This is a genomic window from Shinella sp. 838, from assembly GCF_029623935.1.
In the GTDB taxonomy this organism is placed as follows: domain Bacteria; phylum Pseudomonadota; class Alphaproteobacteria; order Rhizobiales; family Rhizobiaceae; genus Shinella.
Genome location: NZ_JARSBQ010000022.1, coordinates 1 through 26,006, shown reverse-complemented (window position 1 = coordinate 26,006; position 26,006 = coordinate 1). Strand labels below are relative to the sequence as shown.

The following is a 26,006-nucleotide window of genomic DNA, read 5'->3' as shown; positions in this document are numbered from 1 at the left end:
TGGAGCAAAGGGCCACCCTCCGCAGGGGCCATCTCGGCCCAATCCACAGTATCTATTGGAGGAGAATACATGAAACATCTCAGACAAATCACCTTCGGTCTTGCTCTTGCGGCCTCGACGGTCGGTTTCAGCTCTACAGCCAGTGCGGCCAATATCTGCTTTGCGTTCCAAGATCTGGAAACGGAATTTTGGGTGGCAAGTCACAAGGCCATCGTTGAGACCCTCACTGAGATGGGCCACAGCGTCATCGAGCGCAATGCGAACGAAGATGTCAACCGACAGCTGGAGCAGGTGCGTGACTGCGTTGCTCAAGGCGTCGACGGCATCATCCTCATTCCGCAGGACGGTGAGAGCGCTGTGACCATCGTCAAGGAGGCGACGTCGAATGACGTGCCCATCGTCGTGTTCAATCGGCCGCCAGCCAACAATGATAATGGCGTAATCGTTGTCGCCGACAATGCTGCCATTGCCGAAACGGCTGCAGCCTTTGTGCTGGAGCAGGCAATTGCTGCAGCGCCGGCGGATGCAAAGCTTCATGCAGTGGTGATTGTCGGTGACCTGGGCGACACCAACGCCATCCAGCGCAAGAAGGGCTTTGAGGCAGCAGTTGCCAAATTCCCGGACCGGTTCGATGTGACGGAAGTCGCCTCTGACTGGGACGCGGCGACTGCCCTTGCCAATCTGGAGGCTGCGGTCACGGCCAAGCCGAAGATCGACGCAATGTTCACCTCGTCTGATTTCCTTTTCCCCACCATCCGATCGGTACTGGAGCCGCGTGGCATGTGGAAGAAGACTGGCGAAGAAGGCCATATCCCGCTTGCCGGTCTGGATGGTGATGCCACGGCCTGCAAGCTCATCAAGGAAGGCTATGTCGACGCGACGGGGGTCCAGGATCTGTATTTCGAGGCCGAGGCTTCCGTGAATGCCATCGTTAAAGCGATCGAGGCCGGCGAGACAGATCCGAACGAAGTGATCGCCGACCCGGGCTTTGCCTTGACGTCTGCCAATCTCGCTGAACGCGAGATGGATATGTGGGGCTGCAAGTTGCTTGCAGAAGGCTTCCTCGACAATTGATCTGCTGACAAACGACATGGGACCCAGCTGGCGATGCCCGGCCGGGTCCAATGGCGAAAAGGTACACTATGTCTTCATCACCGGTGCCGAGAAGAGAACTGAAGGACAAGGCGGTTGACCTGCTGCTCTCCGACCAGTTCGTTCTGTATCTCTCTGTTTTCTACGTGCTGCTCTTGGCGCCATTTTTGCCGATGCTGGTCACACCGGCGAATTTGGTGAATGTCCTGTCCAATATGTGGCCGCTGCTCATCGTTGCGATTGGCCAGACCTTTGTGCTTGCGATCGGAGGTATTGATCTCAGCCAAGGGGCAGCCATTGCGTTGACATCGGTCCTTGGCGCGGTGCTGATCACGGGAGCTGCAGATCCGGCAACCTTTTCCAACACACCCATCTGGGGGTGGCTGCTCACAGACGCCGGGGGGCCGCTCGCAGGAGTGGACCACGGCGTGGTCCTGGCCATCGCCGCCATGCTCGTCGCTGCCGTGATCATCGGCCTTATCAATGGCATGGCGGTTGCTATGTTTGCGATGCCGGCCTTCATCGTGACGCTGGTCGCGATGATGATCTTCTCGGCCTTTGCCCTCTGGCTCACGCAATCGGGCAATGTGGCAAACCTGCCTGACGATTTCATTCGTCTGGGCCGTGGCGATATCGTCTCTGTCTATTTCGGTGCCAAGGAAGAGGCCAAGATAGCCCGACGCGCCATCTATTCTCTTGTCACCTATCCCATGGTCATCGCCCTGTTCGTCGCACTGGCGGCGCACGTGCTCCTCAATCGGACGGTGTTTGGCAGCCAGGTGCTGGCCATCGGGATGAACCGCAAGGCCGCCGAAATTTCCGGTGTGCGCGTCAGGCGCATCATCATTGCTGTGTTCGTGATCTCGGCGGTTTGCGCGATGATCGGCGGGCTGTTGTTTGCCGCCCGCCTTGAAGCCGGGCGACCGACGCTAGGTGGCGGCACCTTCCTTCTGGATGTCATTGGCGCTGCCGTGATTGGCGGGACAAGCCTGTTCGGTGGCAAGGCAAAGGTCATCTGGACCTTCTTTGGCGTCATGTTCTACGTCATCATGGCAAGTTCGCTCTCGGCGATGAACCTTTCGGCCTTCCAGATCGACATGGTCAAAGGCGGCATCATCCTATGTGCGGCCTTGCTCGATGTTTTGCGCACACGGCTGAAGCGGGAGCGGGTACGATGACGGACATTCTGTCTCTCCAAGGCCTATCAAAATCCTGGTTCGGGATCCCGGCCAACCGCGATGTCAGCTTTAGTGTCCGCGAAGGCTCAGTGCTCGGCATCATCGGCCAGAACGGCGCGGGCAAATCGACGCTTATGAACATGATCGGGGGTGTCGTAAAACCGACCTCAGGTCATATGATGTGGCGCGGTCTGCCCTATGAACCGGCAGGAGCCGCTGACGCAACGCGCATCGGCATTGCCTTCATTCACCAGGAGCTCAACCTCTTCACCAATCTTTCGGTGGCGGAAAACCTCTACATTGATGGCTTTCCGAGGCGTATGGGCCTCATTGACTGGAAGCGGATCAACGAGCGAAGTCGGCAAGTCCTCTCTCGCCTCTCTTTGGATTTCGACCCTTCTGTCGAAGTTGGCCGACTGTCACCGGGCGAGCGACAACTGGTGGAGATCGCCCGGGCGCTTCACAACGAGGCGAGCCTCCTGATCTTTGATGAACCCACGACGTCGCTGACGCCGCGTGAAAGCGAGAGGCTGTTTGCGACGATCGAGGCTCTGAAAGGCCAAGGCTGCACGATCATCTACATCTCGCACATATTGTCGGATGTACAGCGGCTTTGTGATGACATCGTCGTGTTGCGCGACGGCGAAGTCGTCTCAAGGGGAACGATTGCCGAGTTTCCGATCCCGCTGATGATCCGGAGTATGATTGGTCGCGACATGGGCGGGATGTTCCCGCCGCGCAGCAATCAGCCGCAAGGGGCAACAGTGTTGGAGGCGCGTGGACTCACTCAGCCAGGCGTAATCGAGGATGTCGACCTTGCCGTGCATGAAGGGGAAATCGTCGGTCTCTTTGGACTGATGGGTGCTGGTCGATCAGAGCTGGCGCGGATTCTCTTTGGTCTCGACAAATGCGCAAAAGGCACAATCAGCCTCAAGGGGCGACCGCTGGAGGGGCCGGTTCGAGCCCGCATCGAGGCCGGAATGGCGTTTGTGACCGAGAATCGGCGTGAAGAAGGGCTCATGATGGATTCAAGCGTTGCCGATAACTTGACTCTTGCCTCACTGGCCGCTTTTGGCCGAGGACCTTTTGCACTGATCGACCGCGATCGCGTTGCGGAGCGAACTGAACGAATGCGCGAAGAGCTCAACATCAAGGCCAACGACATCCACAGCCAGCCCGCCAAGGCTCTTTCCGGTGGCAATCAGCAAAAGGTCGTGATCGGCAAGTGGCAACTGCGCGATCCCGATCTATTCATCCTCGATGAGCCCACACGGGGTGTTGATGTTGGCGCCAAATACGAAATCTACAGCCTGATCGATGAGATCGCCGCTCGCGGGGGCGGCATAATGATGATTTCCTCGGAGCTTGAGGAATTGATGGGAATGGCCGATCGGATTGTCGTGATGAACCGCGGAGAAATCAAAGGACAGGTTCTGCGCCAGGATTTCGATCGCGAGCGCATCCTCGCACTGGCATTTGGGGAGATCGCAGAATGAAGCGGATCATGAAAGGACTGGTCGGCTTCACGCTCAGCCATTCGACGGCGGTTTTCTTTGTGTTGATCCTTTTGTGGTTTGGAGTTCAGGCCCCACAATTCCTGCAGCCTGAGAGCCTGGCCAACATCATCAAGCAATCATCCTTCATCGGCATCGCGGCACTTGGCATGACGGTCGTATTGATCACGGGAGGCATCGATCTTTCGGTCGGGTCTGTGATGTTCCTCGCACCGCTGATCGCCGGCATGGCGATGCGATCCTTCGGGCTGCCGGTTGAGGCTGGTTTCGTCGTGGCCATGGTCGTCGGCGCGGGGCTTGGCGGTCTCAATGCCTTCTTCATTGTCGTGCTTCGAGTCGTACCCTTCATCGTCACCCTTGCGAGCCTCTTTGTCTTTCGAGGATTCGGGACCTGGCTCACCAGTTCGACCCAGTTCGATTTTCCTGAGCGCATGCGGACGTTCGGATTGTCGAACGTGTTGGGGATCCCCACGCCTATCCTCGTCTTCGTCGTCACCGCTGTGATCATTCACATCGTGTTGCGTCACACTGGCGCCGGCCGTCAGATTTACGCCTTTGGCAATGATCGAGAAGCGGCGCGCAAGGCTGGTTTGGCGGTCGGGCGGATTGAAGCCAGGGCCTACATGATTTCCGCGGTTTGCGCTGCGATCTCAGGCTTTGTGATGATCTCGCAGATCGGCCGCCTCGATGTGGGGTTTGGGCAGGGCCGTGAGTTCGATGTCATTGCAGCAGCGGTTTTGGGTGGAGCGAGCCTTTTCGGGGGTGTCGGCACTGCGCTCGGTGCTGTTGCTGGGGCAACGCTGATCCAGACCGCCAAACTCGGCCTCGTCTTCACCGGGGTCAACCTTTACATGCAGCCGATTATACTGGGAACGGTGATTTTCGCAGCCATGGTCGCCGACGGAATACGGGGCCGGCGGCTGCGCGACAAACTCGCGCGGACAATTCGCCCCCTTAGATCGTCATGAGGTGAACCTGACATGGAACACATCGAACCGCCGTAGCGGCACGTCAGCCAAGAACAGAAGTAATACCGGGTCAACTGCCTCCTGCCAGCGCAACAGCGCTTTGGCAGTCAAGGCCCTGCGTCTGCATGAGCATCAAGCGTTACCGAAAAGATCGCAACGGGAAAGGAAAACCAATGACCAATATCGCCCTGCTTGGAGCTGGCGGGAAGATGGGCGTGCGCCTGTCAAAGAACCTGAAGCCGTCCCGCTTTACAGTTTCGCACGTCGAAATTTCCGACGAGGGACGTCAAAGGCTGCGCGAAGAAGTCGGTGTTGAAACTGTGGATCAAGTCGCCGCCTTGGCGAATGCCAATGTCGTCATTCTCGCCGTGCCGGATCGACTCATCGGGAAAATCTCCCATGCGATCATCGATCATCTCAAGCCCGGTGCTGCGATTATTGTGCTCGATGCGGCTGCCCCTTATGCTGGTGAGATGCCGGAACGCGCAGATGTGACATACTTCTGCACCCATCCATGCCATCCGGCATTATTCGATTTCACACCTGACGTAGATGCCCAGAAGGACTTCTTTGGTGGCATCAGCGGCCCCCAAGGAATCGTATGCGCTTTGATTCAAGGACCCGAGGAGCACTATCAGTTGTGTGAGGAGATCGCCCGCACGATATATGCGCCTGTTACTCGGGCGTATCGCTGCTCGCTGGAGAGCATTGCCATCCTCGAACCGGCCCTATCAGAGACAGTGGGCGCAACGTTGGCGCTTGCCCTTCGCGATGCGACTGATCGGGCCGTTTCAATGGGTGTTCCTGCTGATGCGGCACGTGACTTCATGCTGGGCCACCTGAAGATCGAACTCGGGATAGCCTTCGAAGCCTTTCCGGAGGGAAAATTCTCAGACGGGGCTCTTCACGCCATCCGCCAGGCTCGCCCGCTGATTTTCAGGGATGACTGGCTTGATCGTATCTTTTCATTAGCGGCGGTCAAGCAGTCGGTGAGGGATATCTGCAATCCGCAGTGAAAGCGCTCCAAGGATTGACGTTCGCCCACTGCAGACCGTCGATCCTGGATATCACGGGTCAGCCAGAAACGGTCAGCCGCCGAGGATGAAAAGTCGGCGGCTGGGACGTCTGTCCCTGACAACCCTTCCCGGTGCACCCGATGCTGGGACGCAACCTTATCTCTCCAATGGAGTGACTATGGCGCCAACACCTGTCTAATAGGTGGCGCGGCCTCCTGAAAGATCGAAGACAGAGGCTGTCGTGAAACTGTTTTCGGCTGAGACAAGCCAAGCCACCATGTTGGCGGCCTCGTCGACCTCCAGGAAACGGCCTCTCGGGATCCGGCTTAACATATAGTCAATAAATTCCGGCTTCAGTTCATTGAGAATTCTTGTCTTTGCCGTTGCCGGTGTGATCGCGTTAATGGCGATATCAAATCCGGCACATTCCTTGCCGACGGCTTTGGTCATCGCGATCACGCCACCCTTGGCCGCGGCATAGGCCGCCGCATTGGGATTACCTTCCTTTCCGGCAATCGACGCGATGTTGACGATACGGCCGTAATTGCGCTTCTTCATGCCCGGTATCACGGCCCGATTGACGTAGAACGTCCCGTTAAGGTCAATGTCGATTACTCGTTTCCATTCATCGATCTCATAGACATCGAGGGGAGCATTCTTGCCGGCGATACCGGCGGAGTGCACGAGGATATCGAGACTGCCGAGACCGGCCTCCACATGTTCTGCCGCGGCAGCGACGGCAGCATGATCGCTGATGTCCACCACGACGGACGAAGCTTTCTCACCGAGTTCGCGGACCGCCGCCTTCAGCAGGTCTTCGTTCATGTCCCAGAGACTGACTGAGGCGCCAGAGGCGATAAGACGCCGCGCGACTGCGAAGCCGATTCCTTGAGCGCCGCCTGTCACGACAGCTATTTTGCCGATCAGATCAATCTGGTTCATTTGGGGCTCCATTGGGTTGGCGGTTGAGAAGGTCATGCATGTTGCGGCCGAGCACCGCCGATAGATCCTCGCCCCGAAACGGACCGTGACGCGTCAGGAGCGACAGGGTCTGGGGATAGGTCATGTGTTTGGTTGAGACCGGCCAGTCGGACCCCCAGAGCATCCGGTGGGGGCCGAAGGCTTGCGCAAAACAATCTGGGATCCAGCGCAAGGGGGAATAGGGGTATTCATGGTCGCTCGCAGCGATATTCCCCATACCGGAATATTTAACGTAGATGTTGGAGCAGGCGGCGGCTGCAATCACGGCTTCACTGTCGCCAGGGCCCGTGCGGCTTCGGGGCCCCATAAAGGCGAAATGGTGCAGCAGGATCGGGATCTCCGGCATCCTGTTGGCCAGCTGGATGACTGCTTCGATCTGATGCGGCATTACAGACAGGCTGGCAATCAGGCCTTGATCACGGGTCAGCCTGAAAAAGTCCATCATGTCCCGACCCACCAGACGGCTGCCATCTTCGTCTTCGGCGAGATAGAGGCTGAAGCCGCGAAACAGAAAGCGCGACAGTGCCGCCTCCAGGCGCGCGGCCGCCCCCGGTTGCCCGACAGCTGAAGACCACCAGCACTCCAGGTCGGGAAAGACGACGAACCGGCCAGGGTAGTCCGCAGCTGCCTTGAAGGCATAGTCGGTATTATCGCTATTGTCTCCGATTGCCGCAGCGATCAGCACGGCCTGTTTTACGCCTAACCGGTCCAATTCATGGATCAGGTTGGCAGCACTGGCACGGCTTGTCGCATCTGGAACCGCAGGCTGATAGGGCCAGCGGCGCCAGGCATGGCAATGGGCGTCGATCCTCATGCGGCCAGCGCTTTTTGCAAAGAGACAACTCTTTGGATCTCGGCGGCCGTCACGGGTGCTTGCCCGGGTCTTGCCACCGACGCAATGGCGCGATCCGGCTCGGTCGCATAAAGGGCGAGTTTGGTTTTACCCGCCAGGAAGGCCTCGGGCGGCGCAATGTCGTCATCAAGGTTCCAAGCGACATCCGGATCTGGAGACGGGACGGCATCGATCAGCGCCCTCGTATAGGCATGGCGCGGGTCATGCACGACCTTTTCGGCCGCGCCGACCTCCATGATCTGACCGCCATGCAGGACGACAATCGTGTCTGCGACCTGATATGCTGTCGTCAGATCATGCGTCACGTAGATGAGCGATATTCCAAGATCCCGCCGGAGCTCATAGAGGATGTCGAGAATGGTTGCGCGCAAGGAGGCGTCGACCATGGAGACCGGTTCATCAGCCAAGATGACGGTTGGATCGAGCAGCAAGGCCCGGGCAATCATGATGCGCTGCCGCTGACCTCCCGAAAGCTGGTGAGGGTATTTCCCAAGCGTGTTTTCGGGAACGAGGCCGACGCTTCTCAGCGTTGTCTCGATACGCGCATAGGCCTCATCCCTCGATGCTGCGAGGCCGAAGCTGCGCAGGGGTGTCACCAGCGGATGGTCGATCTTGTAGAAGGGATTGAAGGCGTCAAAAGGATCCTGAAAGATGGCCTGAACTTGGCGCCGGAACTTGCGCGCGCCATCACGCGTCAAGCCGGCTATGTTGTCTCCGTCGTACAGGACTTCGCCGAGCGTCGGGTTCCGGAAGCCAAGCAAGAGGCGGATCAGCGTGCTCTTGCCGCTGCCGCTTTCGCCCACCACCGCCGTGATTGAGGGTGTCTTGCCTCCAATCGACAAGGAAATGTCGTGCAAGGCCGTCTTGGCGCTTGCTCGCCCCGCATGAAAGACGACGCTTGCCGCCCTAACTTCCAGAAGTCCCATTAACTTGACCTCCTATCGGCCGCAGCGGCACGAGTTCGCCGTTCAAAGGTGGGAAGGGAGTTGATCAGCATCTTGGTATAGTCGTGTTGCGGATTGGCGAAGACCTCCTTGACCGGTCCCATCTCGACGAGCTTTCCGCGATACATGACCCCCAGCTTCGAGACGAAATGGGCCATCAGCGCCATGTCATGGCCGATCAGGATGACGGCGGCTCCGAGCTCCTTCTGCACCCGCCCGAGCGTCGCCAGGACCTGCTTTTGCACCATCACGTCAAGGGCGCTGGTCGGTTCGTCGGCGAGGATGACGCTTGGCTTTAGCGCGATCGACATGGCGATGCAGACGCGTTGTTTCATCCCACCGGACAGTTCGTGGGGGAAGCGATGGCGCACGGCAGCAGGCAGGCCGACGCGCTGCAGGAGGTCCTCGATGATGGAAACCCTGTCCTTGGGCGGATGGATGACGCCGTGGTCCTCAAAGATATCGTTGATCTGGCGGCCGATCCGCAGCACCGGGTTCAGCGAACTCATGGCGCCCTGCGGCACCAGTGACATCTCGGCAAACCGCAAACGGCGATAGCTTGCGTCCGGCACCTGCGCCAGGTCACGTCCGTTCAACAGCATCTGCCCCTTCGACACGACGCCGCCGCGCAGCATGCGCATGAGTGCAAGAATGGTGGTCGATTTGCCCGAGCCTGACTCGCCCACCAGCCCGAACCGCTCTCCTGCGCCGATGTCAAAGCTGACGTCGTCGACGGCAACAAAGCGACCGGCAGGGGTCGGGTATTCTATGGTGAGATTGCGGATATCGAGGAGAGGATCGCTCATGCGTGGCCTCCCAGACGCTTGTTGACGAAGGAGTCCAGTCCCATTGCGGTCAGCATGAGGCCGACGAAGATGATGGAGATCACGACGATTGGCGGACCCCACCACCACCACATGCCGCGCAGGATGGCGCCGTAGAACTGGGCCCAATAGATGGTCGTTCCAAGGGTGAGCTGGTTTTGCGGACCAAGACCAAGTGCCTCCAGTCCGATCGTGGCCAGCATGGCTCCCGATACGGTGACAACGAAGCTTGCCGCGATAAAGGGCAGGAGATTGGGAAGGACCTCGACGAACACGAGTTTCAGGCCACTGCTGCCATTGAGCCGCGCCACTTGGACATAGCCCCTCTCGCGCAAGGACAGGGTTTGCGCACGGATGGTGCGCGTTGCCACCATCCAGGACAGGGAGGCGACGATGACCGCCATCAATCCCACCGTCATTTCGCGCACATTGGCGGCAACCAGGACGAGGATGGCAATCCCTGGAATCGTCATCATGACGTCGGTCAGCACGCGGATGATGGTGTCGACCACCCCCCCGACAAAGCCTGAGATCAGTCCGAGGGCCACTCCCAGGGTCAGGCTGATCAAGCCGGCGACTACCCCGATCGTCAGCGTGTTGGGCATGGCATGGATCAGCACGGTCACCATGTCGCGACCTTGTCCGTCTGTACCAAGCCAATGATCGGGAGAGGGGGGTTGGCGGGCAATCGTGGCGCCGACGCGCGCGGCTGTAGGATCGACGAGCAAAGGACCGATGATTGCGATGAGACAGATGAGGGCCAAAATTCCAAGACCGAAGGCGAGCGGTCGGTTTCGCAAAAGCTGTCGCGGCTGGACGAAAATGGCGGCCATGGTCACGCCTCCTCCGCAGCAATACGCGGGTCGATCAAAGGATAGATGAGGTCAAGGATGAACATCGCCACGGCGATCGAGATCGAAAGAACCAGGACGATGCCCTGGATGACGAAGTAGTCATTCGACTGGATGGCCTGATAGAGGCGAAAGCCAATCCCCGGATAGGAGAAGATTACCTCAACTAGGATGGCGCCCGATACGATGTGGCCCATTGCCAGGGCAAGCTTTGTCAGCTGTGGCAATAACGCGTTGCGCATTGCGTACCAGAAGAAGATGCGGCGTGGCTTCAGCCCTTTGGCGTCAGCCAGCGAGATGTAGTCCTCGCCTAAAACACTCACCATCATGCCGCGCATGCCAAGCGCCCAGGCGCCGATCTCGGCCAGGATGATGGAGGCGGCGGGCAGCGCCGCATGCATGGCAATGGCCGATATGGTCTCCCAGTTGAAGCCGGTCTGGATGCCGAAGGGCAATCCTCCGCCCGCGGGGAAGATGCGCCAGACGATGGCGAAGACGTAAAGCAGCACCATCCCGATGAGGAAATAGGGAACAGAGGACAATAGAACCACCGACGACCCGAAGGGCTGCAGCCAACGCGGCACGCGCGGCCAGCCCATCAGACCACCAAGCAGCGTGCCAAGCGTAAAACTGACGAGTGTCGCAAAGCCCAAAAGGCCAAGCGTCCAAGGCAGGCCGGCCAGGATGGCATCAACGACACGCTCGGGATAGGCCGCAAGGGATACACCCAGATCAAGGCGAAGCGTGGCACCCCAATAGGACAGGTATTGTTCCCACAATGGCCGATCCAGACCAAAACGGCTTCTGTAGGACTCCACCATTGCCGAGATGTCGCCACCCCCGCTACCGGTCGCCAGCAATTGGTTGAGCTGGGCCTCGACGGGATCTCCGGGCATCAGGCGGGGCAGCAGGAAGTTAATCGAGACAGCCAGGATGATGACCAGAAGCATGAGGCCGAAGCGGCGAGTGACGTAGCGGAAATACATGGCGAGCCCTCAGATCAGCATGTCTTGCAAAACCGCCTCGGTCAGACCCAGTCCAAAGCCGGGTTCGGCATTGGGTACGAGTAGGCCTTGGTCGGGCACGGCCATGCCAGGAAATATCAAGGCGTCCTTCAGCGGCACGCCCGGAGCCGAGCCGAGGAAGAATTCCCCCCAGCGCATGTTGGCGCTCGCATAGGTGAGATGCTGCCCATAGGGTGTGTTCATCCCGGCATGCAGGATCACCTCGATCCCGGCCGCTTCGGCAATGTGATTGATGCGCATTGACCCGGTCAACCCGCCAGCCCAGCAGATGTCGGGTTGGAAAATATCGGCCAACTGACGGCTGGCGGCAGTCAGAAAGCTTGAGGGCGTGTACCAGTGTTCACCAGTTGCAAGGCTCATCCACGGCAGTCGGTTGCGAAGTCCGGCATGGGCTTCCAACTGATCGGGCAGCAGACAGTCTTCGATCCAGCGCAATCCATAGGGGCGAAGACGCTCTGCAAGGCGAACGGCATATTCCAGGTCGAAGGCGAGCCAGCAGTCAAGCATCAGCTCCACCGTCGGGCCGATCATCTCGCGTGTTCGATGAACGAGCTCCTCATTGGCCGTCAGTCCTGCCAGCCCGTCAAAGCTGCCATAGGGGCATGCAAGCTTCGTTGCCTGAAACCCGAGCTCCATGTGCCAGTCGGTGTCGTTTCCTGTGGCATAGCAGAAGATGCTGTCATGGACGGGCCCGCCGATCAGCTCATAAACGGGTCTGTCGAGAACCTTGCCCTTCAGGTCCCACAGCGCAAGGTCGACCGCGCTGATGGCATAGGCGGCGATCCCTGAGGATCCATAGGGGGAGGAGGCCCGCATCATCATGTCCCAGGCCCGATCGGTGGCAAGTGCCTCCTGACCTTCCAGCAAGGGGGAAAAATGATCATTGATCAGACTGATGACGGCGCGCCCATGGCGGCTGACGCCAAAGCCGGTCGTACCGTCTTCGGCCGTGACCAGGCATCCGACTGCGCCATCGAGCCGCCAGCTCGACCTGCTGGCCTTAAACTGTGAGTAGCCGGACATCGGGCCCGCCACCCGCGCCTGGCGGGTCCATGGATCTCGCCGCGGCTGTGCGCCCGAAGGCGTCTTTTCCCTGTAAAGCGCACCGACCATCTCGCTGCGGATGGCAAAGGCTCTGATCTGCTTGATTTTCACCGCGTTCACTCTAGTCATAAAGCTCGTGGAAAGCGGGCCTTTGGCAAGACCCGCTCGCCAGGGGTTACTGGGTGGGCTGAAGACGGTGGATCACCAATGCAAAACCTTCCCACGGCAGGGGTTGGGCGACATAGGGATTGTCAAAGGAGGGATAGCCCGTCCAGTAGGTCGTATTGAACGGTTGCGTCTGAATTTCCTCAAACAGCGGGATTTCCGGCAAGTCGCGGATAAAGTTCGCAGTCGCCTGTTCAACGAGATCTGCGTATTCTGGATTATCCGGCGAGGGCTGCGAGGCTTCCATCTTGTCGAGCAAAGCGTCCAGGTCGGGGTTGCCGTAGCGTGTGACGGCGCGCAGATTGGTCGCCGCCTGTCCTTCTGGCGCTGCATATTTGGAATGGAAGTGCTCCAGGGTTTGCCAGGGATCATAGAGGCTGCCGCAATGTGGATAGACGCTTAATCCAAAATTGCCGGTCGACAGCGCTTCCGTCTGGGCGGTCACCTGCTGGACATTCACGATGGCGTCGAAGCCTGCCGATTTCAGTTGCTGGACGAGAACCGGGCCGACGGGGTCGCCCTGTCCGACCTGAACGGCGATCTGCAGCGGGCTCCCATCTGGCTGCACCCATGCGCCACCGCTCTTCGTAAAGCCGGCGCCCTGAAGCAGCTGGTCGACCTTGGAAAGATCGTGTTGGTCCAGGACGCCGACATCGAGGCTCTTTTCAAGCTGATCGACATAGTCGAGCATTCCGCGGTAGGAAGAAAACGGCAAGATTGCCTTTTTGACGGAGCCCTCATAAGCGAGGTTGACGATCTGGTCGCGGTCAATTGCGGCATTGATCGCCTGACGCAGGGCGACATTATCGAAAGGCTGGCGCTGCGTATTAAAACGGATGCCGACGACGCAGCCATTCGGGGCGCCCCAGACAGGTCCCTCATTGTTCCAGGCTGTCAGGTTTGGGTTCTGGAAGCGGATCGCTTCGAACACACCTGATTGAATGTTGCGACCGATATCTATCTGGTTGGTGGCGTAAAGCTGGGGCATGGCTTCGGCGGTCGCGGGGACATAGATGACCCGCTCCACCTTCGGCATTGCCTCAACAAGCCCAGCATCTTGTGCCCACCATTCATCACGCCGATCGAGAAACAGTGAGCTGGCATCCGATTTGACAAGCTTGAACGGTCCAGTGCCGACCGGCCAGCCCTTGGCGAGATCGAAATTATTGAAGGTCTTGGGATCTTTCCCCTCCCAGATGTGCTGGGGGACGACCACGAAGCGTGTTGACTGGCCCGTTGCCAGAAAATCGGCAGCCCATCTGGGACCTGGTTTCGTCAAGGACACTTTGACGGTCAAGGGATCGATGACGTCGACCGAGGCGACCCATTCGTCGATCGCGCTCGAAAACAGCAGATCCGGTGCTGCGGCCTTCAGCATGGAGAAGGTGAAGGCGACATCCTCGGCATCCAGGGCCTCACCGTCACTCCAGCGTACGCCTTCGCGCAGCTTGATGGTCACTTGTGTATAGTCGTCGTTGTAGCTGTAGCTTTCACCGATCCAGGGGATCAGCTCATTAGTGAAGTGATTGGTGTAAAACAGCGCTTCATTGACGGTGTAATGCAGGCTGTTGCGCTGGTGGAGCAAAACCCCTGCATAGGGATTGAAATTCTCTGTCGACGGGACCGCATTATAGTAATCCCAACCCTGGCTGATTAAGGTGCGATTGCGCGGCACATCCGGCACGGTCTGGCCATAGGCCATTGTCGTGGAGAGCAAGACGGCGGCCAAGACGGCTGCACCGGCACTCTTTGCCCCAGTTGAACGAAATTTTGGCATGCACTCCTCCCAATCGAAAGTGACAAGAGGCCTCCCCATGCCCCCTGCGCGGCCTCGCGCCGCTTCTCCGCGATCTCCATTTCCATAAAATGGAAAGCGCTGTCCATTTACGCCAACCGACTGCACGCGTCAATAGGGCAGCGGGTCTGATCGATGCTACGGCGCCGCTTTCACGTGGTTTGAAAGCGTGAACACCTTCTCCAGGACTTCCTGAACTGGGAGCTCGCCATCCATCTCAAGCACGTCGGCCATATAGGCTCGCCATCGCAAGATGGTCGGATGATCAGCCTGGCCAGTGACCGTGGAATCGATCAGGACATGGCCAAAGACGCAGCCACTGCCCTCATGGACAAAGATGTCGTAGTGCCGATAGCCGAGCTGTTCGAGCGCCTCGACCATCTCCGGCCAGATCTGCGCGTGGCGCCGCTTGTATTCTGCAATCTTGCCTTGCCGGATGCGAAGCAGGAATGCCTTGGTGGAGCCCATCGCTTCTGCCATCACAGATGAGCCCGGATGGTTTGAACCTGGCCGTCCTGCCGCGACGATTGCAGCAGTGCCGCAATGGTTGCGACGGTCTGGGCGCCGTTGATGCTGGTGGACCGGTTCGTACCGGCATTTTGCGCAAGATCGACGAGCGCATCCACCGGGCCATCGCAGCGATAGGCCCAGTCTCCATCGGAAAGGCCCAGGCGCTCAACCCTGCCGCTTGCCTGGCGAATTTCGCAAAAGTCGCGATCAAATTCTGCAGCGACGACACCGCAGCTGCCGGCGAGATAGATGCGCATCAATGCCCGGTTTCCCTGCGGCATGGCTGCAGCCCCCGAGATTGCTGCCACGGCTGAATTGGATAGGCAAAGACTGGCGGCATTGGCAAGGTCAATGCCGTCGCGGTCGAAGGTCGATCCGCTTATTTTCGTCGGCGCAAGGCCAGTGAGAAGAAACAAGAGCGACAGGGCGTGGCTGAGCTGCCCATAGGCAAACCCACCACCTTTCCCAGGATCCTGCCAGGTGCTGCGATCCGGCCTGAAGAGCGCGCTTTCCCACTGCCGCAGACCCGCCTGGCCTTGAAAGACATCGCGCGTGGCGGAGATGAAGCTGACCGCTGCATGCTCGATTGTTCCGATCGCGCCCTCGGCGATCTTGAGGGTCAACTGATCGACGTGCGGCAGATAATTGTAGCCGTGGGCGATGAGAAGATGGCGCCCATGCTCCTTCGCCAGGGCCACCAGATCCCAGGCTTCGCCCACATCCAGCGTCATCGGCTTTTCGCAAAGCACATGCGCTCCCGATATGAGCGCTGCGCGGGCATGCTGGTAGTGCAGGTGATGGGGCGAGGCGACGATGACCACATCGGGGCATCGCGAAAGAACCTCCTGGAAATCTTCAGACGAAAAGGCAAAGCCGAAATGCTCCTTCACCTTTGAAAGTTCTTCCTGGCCCAGGCGCGATACCCCATCCAGGATGACGTCACTGCGCCGCGCCAAAGCAGGGATGTGGTTTTGCGCTGCGTACCAGCCAGCACCGATAACCGAGGCTCGGATCTTCGCCATGGAGAAACTCATTTGGAAAACGCTTTCCATTCTGATAGGATCTATGGCATGGAGAAGTCAAGCAAGCTTGTTCATTCGCAGCCGGCTCCTTCAAGTCGGCCTCACAACCCTGGACGGATATGTCGCAACCAGTTTCACCCTTAAATACCCCCGTCCGTTTACAGGAGGTCGCACAAGCTGCGGGCGTGTCTGCCGTCACCGTGTCTCGCTGCATCAGCAATCCGGACCGCGTCTCGCGCAAGACGCGTGAGCACGTGCTGACGATCGCGGCCGAGCTTGGTTATATCCCCAATCGTCAAGCCTCGAGCCTGGCCTCCGCACGCACCCGGGTGATCGGGGTTGTGGTTCCGACGAGCGCCAACCCGATCCATTCCATGGTGATGCAAGGGGCCGCTGACGTGCTTGAACCGGCGGGCTACCAGATCCTGCTTGGCCACTCGCATTTTTCCGTTGAGGCTGAGTGCGAGCTCGTGCGGACATTTCTGGGGCATAGGGTGGATGGCATACTGCTGACCGGCAAGGATCATAGTCCAGACTGCGTCGATCTCCTGCGCCGTTCCGGCACGCCCGTGGTGGAGATGTTTGACTATAATCCTGAGCCGCTCGACATGAGCGTTGGCTCGTCGAATGTGGATGCCGGTGCAGCACTCGGGCGCTACCTGATAGGCAGGGGGCGTCGGCACCTGGCATTCGTCGGCCATGTCGGACTTGACGACAGTCGCATGGCCGATCGTCTCGCAGGTCTGCACCTGGCGACTGAAGAAGCCGGTCTTGATGCGCCGGTCGTCTACGACATCACGGCCACGCCGGGAACAGGGCAGGGTGGAGAGATCATCGGCACGATCATTCGCGAACATCCGCAGACGGATGCAGTCGTGTTTGCCGGTCATTATGTCGCGGTTGGAGCCATCCGCCACGCCTTTGACCTGCACCTGAATGTCCCCGGTCGCGTCGCGATTGCGGGCTTTGGAGATAGCATCGTGTCCGGCTGGATCAGGCCGGGATTGACCACGATCAGGTTTCCGGTGCGGGAAACCGGTATGGAGGCGGGCCGAATGCTCCTGGCGCGCCTGGCAGGCAAAACCCCGTCCGGGCGGGCGACGCGGCTCGGATTTGAGATCATCTCGCGTGAGAGTGCGTAGCAACTTCCGGTACCGCTGGCGCGGCGATAACGAAGGGTTCACCGGCATTTCCAATGCCCTCAACTTGTCGTGCAGTTCCCTATCCGGCGTCGCTTGCAGAAGGGCACAATTGGGCATTTTGACAGAAGTTCGCGAAGGTCTTGGCTTCCAGAACGGGCCGATACCGAATTAACTCGGCAATGTTCGTATCCGCGAACGGTCCAAGAGGAGATTGTCGCGTGGCACTTAATCGTAAGAATGCGGATGTTTGGATCTCGTTTGGCATTTAATCTGAGAACTTCGTCAAGTGCCGTTGCAAATCAGTTGCAGGTATGGGCTATCCCGAGTTGGCCTGGACGAGCTGCCAAGTTGTTGAAGAAACGAGGTATTCCAAACCTCTATTTCCGCCGCAGCGATTGCGAAATCATCAAAGTTCATCTCGACGTCGTGGCCCGCTGTTTCTCAAGTTAGATGCCATATTCCATGCGACATTCTCAGATTAACTGCCGTGTATCAAATTAGGTGCCGCGCTATCTTATTGAAAATGTTGAGGCAGATTCTTGCGGTTAACTGCCAAACGACACCCGCTGCTGCAATAGTTTGAGATGAGATCTGAGGCAAAGGGTGGAGTGAACCCCTCTGGCTGGACCACGGGGCGCTTCAAACTAAGCCGCCTGCTGGGCGAGTTGGGTTTCGAATTCTGCTGGCGATCGATAGCCAAGGGCCGAGTGCAACCGCTTGGCATTGTAGATCTCCTCAATGAACCTGGGCAAGCGTTCGGCCACATCCGCGAATGTCTCGTAGCCGGCGATGTAGATGTCCTCGACTTTCAGGGTCTTCATGAAGCTCTCTGCCTGAGCATTGTGATAAGGGTTGCCGACAGCGCTCATGGATCCCTGCAGACCGGCGGCATCGAGCGCTCGTCGATAGGTCTCACTTGCGTATTGGCATCCGCGGTCCGTGTGGTGGATGCAGCCGGGTGGAGGCTTTCTGTTCTCGAGCGCCGAACGCAACGCTGCCAATGCCAGCGGCGTATCTAGGCGTTTTGACAGGCCATAGCCGACGACTTTCCGGCTGCAAGCGTCGAGAATGACGGCGAGATAGCAAAAGCCGCCGGCGATGCGGATGTACGTGAAGTCGGCCACCCAGACCATGTCAGGCCGCGCCGGGATCACATTGCGATAGAGGTTCGGGTAGATCGGTGAATCGTGGTTGCTATCCGTCGTGCGAACATACCGCTTGCGAGGCTTGATCCCGAGGCCATTGGCCCGCATGACGCGAGCGACACGCTTGTGGTTGACCAAGTGGCCTCTTCGCTGAAGCTCGTGCGTCACGCGCCGATACCCATAGCAGGGCAATTCATCCTGGATGTCCTCGATGATCGCAACGAGCTCGGCATCGCCGAGATTCAAAGCCCTTGCCGTGGATCGGTGGTAAAACGTGCTTCTCGGGAGGTCGATCACTTTGCACCCCCGTCTGACGGAGCAGGCCGGGGACCGGTGATGATGGAGGACTTCTCGTTGCCTTCGGCGATCGGCTGGCGCGGAGTTTTTTTCACCAGGTCCAGCTCCATCGTGAGTTGGCCGACTTTACGTTCGAGCGCCGCAATGTGGGCCTCGTACTCGGCAATGACGCTCGCCTCCGCCTCTTCATCGTTCAGTTCACCACGATCGAACTGCGTTAGCCACAACTGGATGAGGTTGGCCGAAACGCTATAGGTGCGCTGTGCATCGCGCCGTCCGATGACGCCGTTTCGGATATCCTGGCAAAGCTGCAATTTGAACGGCGTCGAATGTCGGCGATATGGACCTCGGGACTTCATGAGCCTTCTCCGATTAAGGCCCGCAGAGTGTATCAGTTTTTCCGTGTCCCGTGGTCCAGTCCGAGGGGTTCACTCCAAGGGTCGTCTCAGATCTACACGAAACGAGGGGAAGGCATCTCTTAGACGCCGTCCCCTCGACATTGGGTGCTGTGGGCACTGTACAGACTACCATCGGCAGACGCTGTCATCAGTGGCCAAAGGTCGGCAGAGCAGGATGAATTCGTCATCGATCAATGTTTGTGATCATGCGGTCGGCACGTCAGAAGCTGAGCCGATCTGGACGGAATTCCTTCGCAGGCTGACAAGACGTGGCCTCCGCGGGGTGAGCTGGCTTCGTGCCGCTCTCTAAAACCCTGGCCAGTTCGCCGATCAGGTTTGCCTTCACGGCGTCGTGGAAATGGCGGCGCATTTCACCGAGCGTCCTGGGATCGGCGATGACGAGGGCGCCGATTTCGCCTTTGAGCGTCTGGCGGCATCCGGGTTGGCCGCTGCGCTGCGGTGTCGTGCGCCTGAGCCGTGGTTTAAGGCGTCGATCTGCGGTTCCGGCAGTTCGACAAGCCGGATATGCGGCTCGGCTCCCTTATTTGCGGAACAGGGATATCCGTCTGCCGTCCGCCACGGCAATAGTCGCATCGTTGGGAAGTATCATCTCTTATCTCCAGTTGTTTTAAACTTGGGAACCGGGGGAATGTCGGTCGGGTCGCCGGAAAAGATCAGGGTGCCATAACGGCCTTCGATGATCCCGATTGCATCCCCGAGCGCGCCGATGCCGGCGGTACCTCCTGTCGCCGCCACGAAGTCGCGCGCGGCCTCGATCTTTGGCCCCATTGAGCCGGCCGGGAATTCCTCCGACCGGATCTGATCGATTGACATCGTTCGGATGGGTTCCTTGGAGGAACTGCCCCAGTTTCGATAGACGGCATCGACGTCGGTCAGCATCAGCAGCATGTCTGCGCCCAACTCTTCCGCGAGCAGTGCCGCCACCCGATCCTTGTCGATGACGGCCTCGATCCCGATGAGGCTGCCGTCGCTCCGGCGGATGACAGGAATGCCGCCCCCGCCTCCGCAGATGACGATCACGTCCTGCTCGACGAGAATCCGGATGACCGACACATCCGGAATATGCTTTGGCAGGGGAGACGCAACGACGCGCCGGTGGCCCGTGCCATCCGCCGCAATGTTCCAACCCCGTTGCCGCGCCAGTTTCTCGGCTTTCGTACCGGAATAGACCGGGCCGATCGGCTTTGTCGGCTTGCGGAACGCGGGGTCGTCCGCATCGACTTCTACCTGAGTCAGCAACGTCGCGACGCGTTTCCGGCCGGCCAGTGCGTTCTCGAGCTCCTGCTCGATGATATACCCGATCATGCCTTCGGTTTGGGCGCCGAGCACGTCGAGCGGATAGGCTTCCTCCGGCTTGTAAGCCTCCGACTGAAGCGCCAGCAGGCCCACCTGCGGCCCGTTGCCGTGGCAGACGACGACGCGGTGGCCGGCGCCGATCACTTCGGCCATGGCGGCCGCGGCGCGCTTGACGTTGGCGCGCTGGCTCTCGGCCGTGAGAGGCTCTCCGCGTCGCAGCAGCGCATTCCCGCCCAATGCGATGACGATGAGCATTGCTAGCCTCCGATTGTCGCGATGAGGATCGCCTTGATTGTGTGCATCCGGTTCTCGGCCTGGTCGAAGACGATGGACGCCGGCGATTCGAATACCTCTTCCGTTACCTCCATGCAGTCGATGCCGAATTGCTGGAACATCTTCTCGCCGATTTCGGTCTCGCGGTTGTGGAACGCGGGCAGGCAGTGCATAAACTTTGCGTGCGGATTGCCGGTTGCCGCCATCAGTTCGGCAGTGACCCTGTAAGGCGTGAGCTTTTCGATGCGATCGGCCCAGACGGAATCCGGCTCGCCCATCGACACCCAGACGTCGGTATAGAGATAGTCGCAGCCCGCGACCGCCTCCTTTGCGTCTTCGGTCAAGGTGATCCTGGCACCGGTGTTCGCCGCAATGGCCCGGCACCGCTCGACCAGTTCTGCATCCGGCCAGTATTGCCTTGGCGCCGCAAGACGGATATCCATTCCGATGAGGGCCGCCCCCGCCAGCAGCGAATTTCCCATATTGTTTCCAGCATCGCCGAGGAAGGCGAAACTGACCGCCGACAGATGCTTGCGCGTATATTCGCGCATCGTCAGGAAATCGGCGAGAATCTGCGTGGGATGGAATTCGTCGGTCAGGCCGTTATAAACCGGCACTCCGGCATGGCGAGCGAGATCCTCGGCCACGGCGTGACCGAAGCCGCGGTACTCGATCGCATCGTAGAGCCGACCAAGCACGCGCGCGGTGTCCTTCATCGATTCCTTCTTGCCGATCTGGGTTCCGGACGGCCCGAGATAGGTGACATGGGCACCCTGATCATAGGCCGCAACCTCGAAGCCGGTTCGCGTGCGGGTGGAATCCTTCTCAAAGATCAGCGCGATATTCTTGCCCGTCAGACGTGGCTGCTCGTAGCCGCCATATTTTGCCTGCTTCAGCGAGGCGGCCAGTTTGAGCAGGAAGCGAATTTCGTCAGGTGAGAATTCGAGAAGCGTCAGGACGCTGCGGCCGTGCATGTTGATGGGCATGGATGGCTTCCTTCTGTTACACGGGGTCTCGGATCAGCGGGCATGTCATGCAATGGCCGCCTCCGCGACCCCGACCGAGTTCCGCGCCCGGCACGGTGATAACTTCCACGCCCGCCTTGCGAAGCTGGGTGTTGGTGTAGGTATTGCGGTCATAGGCGACGACAACGCCCGGTTCCAGCGCCACGACGTTGTTGCCGTCGTCCCACTGCTCGCGTTCGGCGACATAAGCGTCGCCGCCCGTCTCGACTACACGTAACTGCTTCAGACCCAGAGCCTCAGCCGCGACCTCGATGAGCGGACGCTCTTCCTTCCGCACATCGATCGTTCCTTCTTGTTCGCCTGGGCGGATCGAATATGGTTCGATCTTATCTGCCACCTCCGCAAAGAGGGTGACGAGATCGCGGTCGCAGAAGGTGAAGACCGTATCGAGATGCATGGAAGCACGCTCAATCGGCAGTTTACACGCAATGACTCTTTCTGCGCCGCCTTGCGCAAAGAGGGAGCGCGCGAGTTGGCCGATGGCCTGCGGTGTCGTCCGCTCGCCCATGCCGAGGAGAACGGTTTCGTTGCCGATCGGCATGACGTCACCACCCTCCAGTGTGGCGAGGCCGTGGTCCTTGTCGGGATCACCCCACCAGACCGGGAAGCCGGCATCGCGGAAATCCGGATGGAAACGATAGATGGCGGCGATGTTGACGGTTTCGAGCTTGCGTGCATTCCAGCGCATGGGATTGAGCGTGACGCCGCCATAAATCCAGCAGGTCGTATCCCGCGTGAACAGATGATTGGGCAGCGGCGGCAGAACGAAATCTTCCGGGCGCAGCGTCTCCACCAGAAGACCCCCGCCCTTAATTGGGAGCTCCGCCTTGCTCATGCCGCCCATCAGAATTAGCGAAAGGGCGTCGGCATCGATTTCCATGAGATAAGCCCGCAGATCGTCCGCAAAACCGGTACCCACGGTGTCGTCGTTGACGCGACGTTCAAGAAGCCAGCGTCGGGCTTCAGGAATTTGCAGAGTCTCCGCCAGCATTTCGCGCAGGAACACGACCTCGACGCCACGATGGCGCATGACGTCCACGAAGGTCAGGTGCTCGATACGTGCCTGTTTCACCCAGATGACATCGTCGAACAGCAGTTCGTGGCAGTTCGACGGAGTAAGACGGGCAAGCGCCGCGCCGGGACGGTGGACGAGAACGCGGCGCAGTTTGCCGACCTCCGAGTGGACACCATAGGTGATAGCCATTGAAAATCTCCTTCAGGCAATGATGGTGGCGATGCTGAGGCTCGCCATGATGATAACGGTGAGGATCACGAGCAGCGGCCACATGAAGCGCAGCCAGCGCTCATAGGGCACGCGGCCGATGGCAAGCGCGCCCATGACAACCGCGAAGGTCGGGTTGATGAGATTTACGAGGCCATTGGCGGACTGATAGGCGGTGACAACCAGACTTCGGCTGACGCCGGCGAAATCCGCAACCGGCGCCATGATCGGCATGGACAGAACCGCGAGGCCCGATGACGAAGGCACGAAGAACGACAGCAGCACCTGAAGCCAGTACATGACGTTGATAAAGGCGACTTTGCCCAGTCCGGCAACCGACAGCTCGGTCCAATGCAGGATGGTGTCGGTGATCTTGCCCGCGTCCATGACGACGACGATACCTCGCGCCAGTCCGATGATGAGGGCGACACCGAGAAGATCGCGCGCGCCATTCACAAAGGTATCGGTAAAATTTTTCTCGCCCGTCCGGGCCACGAAGCCGACGACAATGGCTGACGCAAGGAAAAGGCCACTCATCTCCCCCATCCACCAGCCGCCCTTCAGCACGCCCCAGATCATCACAATGAAGGTGAGGCCGAAGATCGCGAGCACAAACTTGTGGGTCGTGGTGAATGCAGTTCCCTCATGGTGCGTACTGAGGAAGTGTTTCTCGTTGTCCGACTTCATGTCGTAGACGAGGGATTTCGACGGGTCGAGCCGCACCTTTTCGGCATAGCGCATCACGTAGGCGACGCAGGCGAGCCAGGTTAGACCGAGAATGACGAGGCGTAACACGAGTCCTTGGGTGAACGGCACGCCGGCGGCGTCAGAGGCGATGACGGTGGCGAAAGCGTTGACCGTCGAACCCAAGACACCGACACCTGCTCCCAAAAGTATTATTGCAACCGCCGTCACCGCGTCGTAGCGCGCCGCGATCATGATGGGAATCAGCAACATGTAGAAGGCGAGCGTTTCCTCGGCCATGCCATAAGTGGTGCCGCCGAATGCGAACAGCGCCATCAGCAGCGGGATCATCCATTTCTCTCGTCCGTGGAGCTTTGTCATAGCCCGCTCGATGCCGGCATTAATCGCGCCGGTAGCGGTGACGACACCGATGAACCCTCCGATCACAAGGACGAAAAGCGCAACGTCGATGGCATTTGCCACGTTGGTCGCGGGATTATAAAATCCGCCGATTGGCGCAATGATGACGTCGAAGATGCCTTGCGGCGCTGCCTCGGTGACCGCATAGGTTCCGGCAACGGGTACCTCGCGGTTCAATGCGGCATTCTGGACCCGCTCATATTGCCCGGCCGGAATGACCCAGGTCAGCGCGGCGACCACAACGATCAAACCGAACAGAATGGTGAATGCGGTAGGGAAGCGAAACCGACGCTCCTCCGGTATCTCGGAATCAGTGGTCATTGCCCCTCCTCAAATTGGTTGAAGCACGTTGAAGTAATTACTGACTTCGCGGCAGCAATTTGTGCGCTGCACTTAAAATGCAGGCGCCGTTCCTAATTGTAGTAGGCGCAACACAACCGTTGCATCGATCATAGTACTGAGCATTGATTTGAGTCAACGACTGATGACTCTTATTGCAGGCTGTATATCGCATGGTTCGACGCACGAAGACGCAAATGCTTTTGTATTGATGATTTTCGAGGAGCTCTAAGGGGTTGTCGTGACTGCGCCGTTATTTAATTAAGGTCATTTTCATTCTGGCTCTCGGACTCCGAGCCATTGGCTGCTGCGGTGAGGAAAGACCAAACAGGCAACGCAATCGTCCACTGAATAATCGTTATTGTTTAACTACATCGGCAGCAGAAGAATGAGCATAGACCTCGCCACTCGCGTGAAACTGACATTGTCTACATGCTGAACCATCTCGTAATTCCGTTCCCTGGCCGCAACAGGTCGGTCACCAAGCGGCATCAGCCTTTCAATGGTTCCCTATCGCAAGAAGCTGCGGAAACGGCGCAGCGCAAAAACAAACACGATGGAACCGATGAGGACCAGAGCGAGAAGTTGCGGCCAGACGACATCCAGCCCCGCACCACGAAACAGGACTGCCTGCGCGAGAATGACGAAATGGGTATTGGGCGCTGCGAGCATGATGTCCTGGATGATCTGCGGCATGCCCTCACGAGGTGTGACGCCGCCCGACAGAACCTGCAGTGGAAGCAAAACCAGCATCAGTAACAAGCCGAACTGCGGCATGGAGCCAGCGACCGTTGCGAGAAATATCCCGATGCACGTCGTGGCGAACAGGTGCAGAGCTGCACCGGTCAGGAACAGCGTGACCGAGCCCTGGAGCGGGACTTTGAGGACGCCTTGCACCACGAATATGATGGCGATCGCCGATGCGATGAGGACGATCAGCCCCATCGACCAGACCTTGCTCAGCATGATCTCGACCGGCGTGACCGGCATAACGAGCAAATGTTCGATCGTTCCGTGTTCGCGTTCACGAATAAGAGCGGCGCCGGTCAGGATGATCGACAGCATGGTGATCGACGAAATCACGTTGTTGATGGCGCCGAACCAGCCTTTGTCGAGTTCCTGATTGAACCGTGCGCGCAATGCGAGATCGACGGGAACCTCCGCTCCACTTCTGTAGCGGTTGAGGTATTCGCTGACCTCGCTTGAGACGATCGACTGGATATAACCACCCCCGCTGAACGCCTGGGACATGCGGGTCGCATCGACATTGAGCTGGATCGTCGGTGACCGTCCGGCGAGCAGGTCACGCTGAAAGTTTGGCGGAATGTCGAGCGCGAAGGTGTCGATGCCCGCATCCATGCGCTTATCCATCTCGTGCGGCGAGATGAGATTCGGAATGGAGAAATAGGGTGGATAGAAGGCGGTCAGGATGCGGGAGGAGACGGGCGACTGGTCTTCGTCGACGACGGCGATGGCAGCTTTGTTGAGCGTCTCCGGCATGGCCGTCGACGCCGTGTAGATTGACAGGGTGAAGGCATAGAGGATCAGGACGACAAGCATGGGATCGCGGGCGAGGCCGCGCAGTTCCTTGACGCCGAGCTGAGCGATATTCGCCAAGCGCATGGGTTAACCTGCCTGTTTCTTGAGGAGCGCCACTCCGCTTCCGAGCAGAACCGGGACAGCGATCAGCAGGGGAATGAAGGAGGCGGCGAGATCCTTGAATTCGAGTGCTTTCGAGAACGTTCCGCGCGCGATCGTCAGGAAATACGTCGTCGGATAAAGCTGGCCGATAAAGGCGCCCGCACCCTGCAGCGAGGAGACCGGATCGATCATGCCGGAATATGGCGATGTCACGTTATCGAGCGGTGATTGCGCTCTGCCGACGGCTCTCGGAAATCAGGCAACCGCGCCCGTCACAGCTTTCCAATGCGCAATTGCGCGGATGCGATGGATGTGGGTGGC

23 protein-coding genes and 2 pseudogenes are annotated in these 26,006 nt (G+C 59.0%); 6 read left to right on the top strand and 19 right to left on the bottom strand.

All coding sequences use genetic code 11. The features are described 5' to 3' along the window. Positions 1-69 precede the first annotated feature (69 nt). The 5 genes from P9A16_RS33215 to P9A16_RS33195 all read left to right on the top strand — a co-directional run bounded on the left by P9A16_RS33215 (position 70) and on the right by P9A16_RS33195 (position 5,768). A complete protein-coding gene (locus P9A16_RS33215; protein ID WP_082342827.1) occupies positions 70-1,074 on the top strand; it encodes a sugar ABC transporter substrate-binding protein in 1,005 nt (334 codons plus the stop codon). A gap of 68 nt (positions 1,075-1,142) precedes the next feature. Then, positions 1,143-2,270, top strand: coding sequence for an ABC transporter permease (locus tag P9A16_RS33210; RefSeq protein ID WP_157255851.1), 1,128 nt, complete (start codon positions 1,143-1,145; stop codon positions 2,268-2,270). Continuing rightward, the gene (locus P9A16_RS33205) at positions 2,267-3,766 is read left to right on the top strand and encodes a sugar ABC transporter ATP-binding protein (RefSeq protein WP_050746599.1); all 1,500 of its coding nucleotides are present in this window, start codon (positions 2,267-2,269) and stop codon (positions 3,764-3,766) included. Before P9A16_RS33210 ends, P9A16_RS33205 begins: the two co-directional genes overlap by 4 nt. Then, positions 3,763-4,752: an ABC transporter permease gene (locus tag P9A16_RS33200; protein WP_050746598.1), complete on the top strand. Its 990-nt coding sequence runs from the start codon at positions 3,763-3,765 to the stop codon at positions 4,750-4,752. Before P9A16_RS33205 ends, P9A16_RS33200 begins: the two co-directional genes overlap by 4 nt. Positions 4,753-4,925: 173 nt before the next feature. Beyond that, on the top strand, positions 4,926-5,768 hold the full coding sequence (locus tag P9A16_RS33195) for a phosphogluconate dehydrogenase C-terminal domain-containing protein (RefSeq protein WP_050746597.1): 843 nt from the start codon (positions 4,926-4,928) through the stop codon (positions 5,766-5,768). Between the two features lie 195 nt (positions 5,769-5,963). On the opposite strand, the gene P9A16_RS33190 is transcribed toward P9A16_RS33195, so the two are convergent. From P9A16_RS33190 to P9A16_RS33145, 10 genes are all read right to left on the bottom strand, one after another. Further along, positions 5,964-6,710, bottom strand: a complete 747-nt coding sequence (locus P9A16_RS33190; RefSeq protein WP_050746596.1) for an SDR family NAD(P)-dependent oxidoreductase — start codon at positions 6,708-6,710, stop codon at positions 5,964-5,966. Next, positions 6,697-7,563 (bottom strand): amidohydrolase family protein, encoded by an 867-nt coding sequence (locus P9A16_RS33185; RefSeq protein WP_278026433.1) that lies wholly within the window; start codon positions 7,561-7,563, stop codon positions 6,697-6,699. Before P9A16_RS33185 ends, P9A16_RS33190 begins: the two co-directional genes overlap by 14 nt. Beyond that, positions 7,560-8,459, bottom strand: coding sequence for an ABC transporter ATP-binding protein (locus P9A16_RS33180; RefSeq protein WP_278026432.1), 900 nt, complete (start codon positions 8,457-8,459; stop codon positions 7,560-7,562). Before P9A16_RS33180 ends, P9A16_RS33185 begins: the two co-directional genes overlap by 4 nt. A 68-nt stretch (positions 8,460-8,527) precedes the next feature. Beyond that, the gene (locus tag P9A16_RS33175) at positions 8,528-9,352 is read right to left on the bottom strand and encodes an ABC transporter ATP-binding protein (protein WP_050746594.1); all 825 of its coding nucleotides are present in this window, start codon (positions 9,350-9,352) and stop codon (positions 8,528-8,530) included. Beyond that, a complete protein-coding gene (locus P9A16_RS33170) occupies positions 9,349-10,203 on the bottom strand; it encodes an ABC transporter permease (protein WP_050746593.1) in 855 nt (284 codons plus the stop codon). Before P9A16_RS33170 ends, P9A16_RS33175 begins: the two co-directional genes overlap by 4 nt. Positions 10,204-10,205: 2 nt before the next feature. After that, positions 10,206-11,207 carry an ABC transporter permease gene (locus P9A16_RS33165; RefSeq protein WP_050746592.1) on the bottom strand — a complete coding sequence of 334 codons (1,002 nt, stop codon included), beginning with the start codon at positions 11,205-11,207 and terminating at the stop codon, positions 10,206-10,208. 9 nt (positions 11,208-11,216) lie between these two features. Next, complete coding sequence (locus tag P9A16_RS33160) at positions 11,217-12,401, bottom strand: enolase C-terminal domain-like protein (protein WP_050746591.1); 1,185 nt, start codon at positions 12,399-12,401, stop codon at positions 11,217-11,219. 64 nt (positions 12,402-12,465) lie between these two features. After that, on the bottom strand, positions 12,466-14,232 hold the full coding sequence (locus P9A16_RS33155; RefSeq protein ID WP_157255850.1) for an ABC transporter substrate-binding protein: 1,767 nt from the start codon (positions 14,230-14,232) through the stop codon (positions 12,466-12,468). 156 nt (positions 14,233-14,388) lie between these two features. After that, the gene (locus P9A16_RS33150; RefSeq protein WP_082342817.1) at positions 14,389-14,730 is read right to left on the bottom strand and encodes an L-rhamnose mutarotase; all 342 of its coding nucleotides are present in this window, start codon (positions 14,728-14,730) and stop codon (positions 14,389-14,391) included. Further along, complete coding sequence (locus P9A16_RS33145; RefSeq protein ID WP_082342815.1) at positions 14,730-15,812, bottom strand: Gfo/Idh/MocA family protein; 1,083 nt, start codon at positions 15,810-15,812, stop codon at positions 14,730-14,732. The genes P9A16_RS33150 and P9A16_RS33145 overlap by 1 nt, the downstream gene beginning before the upstream one ends. Before the next feature lie 89 nt (positions 15,813-15,901). Between P9A16_RS33145 and P9A16_RS33140 the strand changes: the two genes are divergently transcribed. Continuing rightward, positions 15,902-16,924 carry a LacI family DNA-binding transcriptional regulator gene (locus tag P9A16_RS33140; protein ID WP_082342813.1) on the top strand — a complete coding sequence of 341 codons (1,023 nt, stop codon included), beginning with the start codon at positions 15,902-15,904 and terminating at the stop codon, positions 16,922-16,924. A 644-nt stretch (positions 16,925-17,568) separates the two neighbouring features. Here P9A16_RS33140 and P9A16_RS33135 read toward each other — a convergent pair. The 9 genes and pseudogenes from P9A16_RS33135 to P9A16_RS33095 all read right to left on the bottom strand — a co-directional run. Further along, positions 17,569-18,366: an IS3 family transposase gene (locus tag P9A16_RS33135; RefSeq protein ID WP_278026431.1), complete on the bottom strand. Its 798-nt coding sequence runs from the start codon at positions 18,364-18,366 to the stop codon at positions 17,569-17,571. Beyond that, complete coding sequence (locus P9A16_RS33130; protein WP_278026430.1) at positions 18,363-18,725, bottom strand: transposase; 363 nt, start codon at positions 18,723-18,725, stop codon at positions 18,363-18,365. The genes P9A16_RS33135 and P9A16_RS33130 overlap by 4 nt, the downstream gene beginning before the upstream one ends. Before the next feature lie 364 nt (positions 18,726-19,089). Further along, positions 19,090-19,161: pseudogene (locus P9A16_RS35860) on the bottom strand (host cell attachment protein); the annotation flags it as partial. Between the two features lie 209 nt (positions 19,162-19,370). Then, entirely contained in the window at positions 19,371-20,336 is a 966-nt protein-coding gene (gene arcC / locus P9A16_RS33120; protein ID WP_125271673.1) for a carbamate kinase, read from the bottom strand. A 2-nt stretch (positions 20,337-20,338) separates the two neighbouring features. Then, on the bottom strand, positions 20,339-21,340 hold the full coding sequence (argF, locus tag P9A16_RS33115; protein WP_125271674.1) for an ornithine carbamoyltransferase: 1,002 nt from the start codon (positions 21,338-21,340) through the stop codon (positions 20,339-20,341). A 16-nt stretch (positions 21,341-21,356) separates the two neighbouring features. Continuing rightward, the gene (gene arcA, locus P9A16_RS33110; RefSeq protein WP_278026429.1) at positions 21,357-22,583 is read right to left on the bottom strand and encodes an arginine deiminase; all 1,227 of its coding nucleotides are present in this window, start codon (positions 22,581-22,583) and stop codon (positions 21,357-21,359) included. Between the two features lie 12 nt (positions 22,584-22,595). Next, positions 22,596-24,026 (bottom strand): YfcC family protein, encoded by a 1,431-nt coding sequence (locus tag P9A16_RS33105; RefSeq protein WP_278026428.1) that lies wholly within the window; start codon positions 24,024-24,026, stop codon positions 22,596-22,598. 528 nt (positions 24,027-24,554) lie between these two features. Continuing rightward, on the bottom strand, positions 24,555-25,667 hold the full coding sequence (locus P9A16_RS33100) for an ABC transporter permease (protein WP_278026427.1): 1,113 nt from the start codon (positions 25,665-25,667) through the stop codon (positions 24,555-24,557). Positions 25,668-25,670: 3 nt separating this feature from the next. Continuing rightward, positions 25,671-25,886, bottom strand: a pseudogene (locus P9A16_RS33095) (ABC transporter permease); the annotation flags it as partial. Between the last annotated feature and the right edge of the window lie 120 nt (positions 25,887-26,006).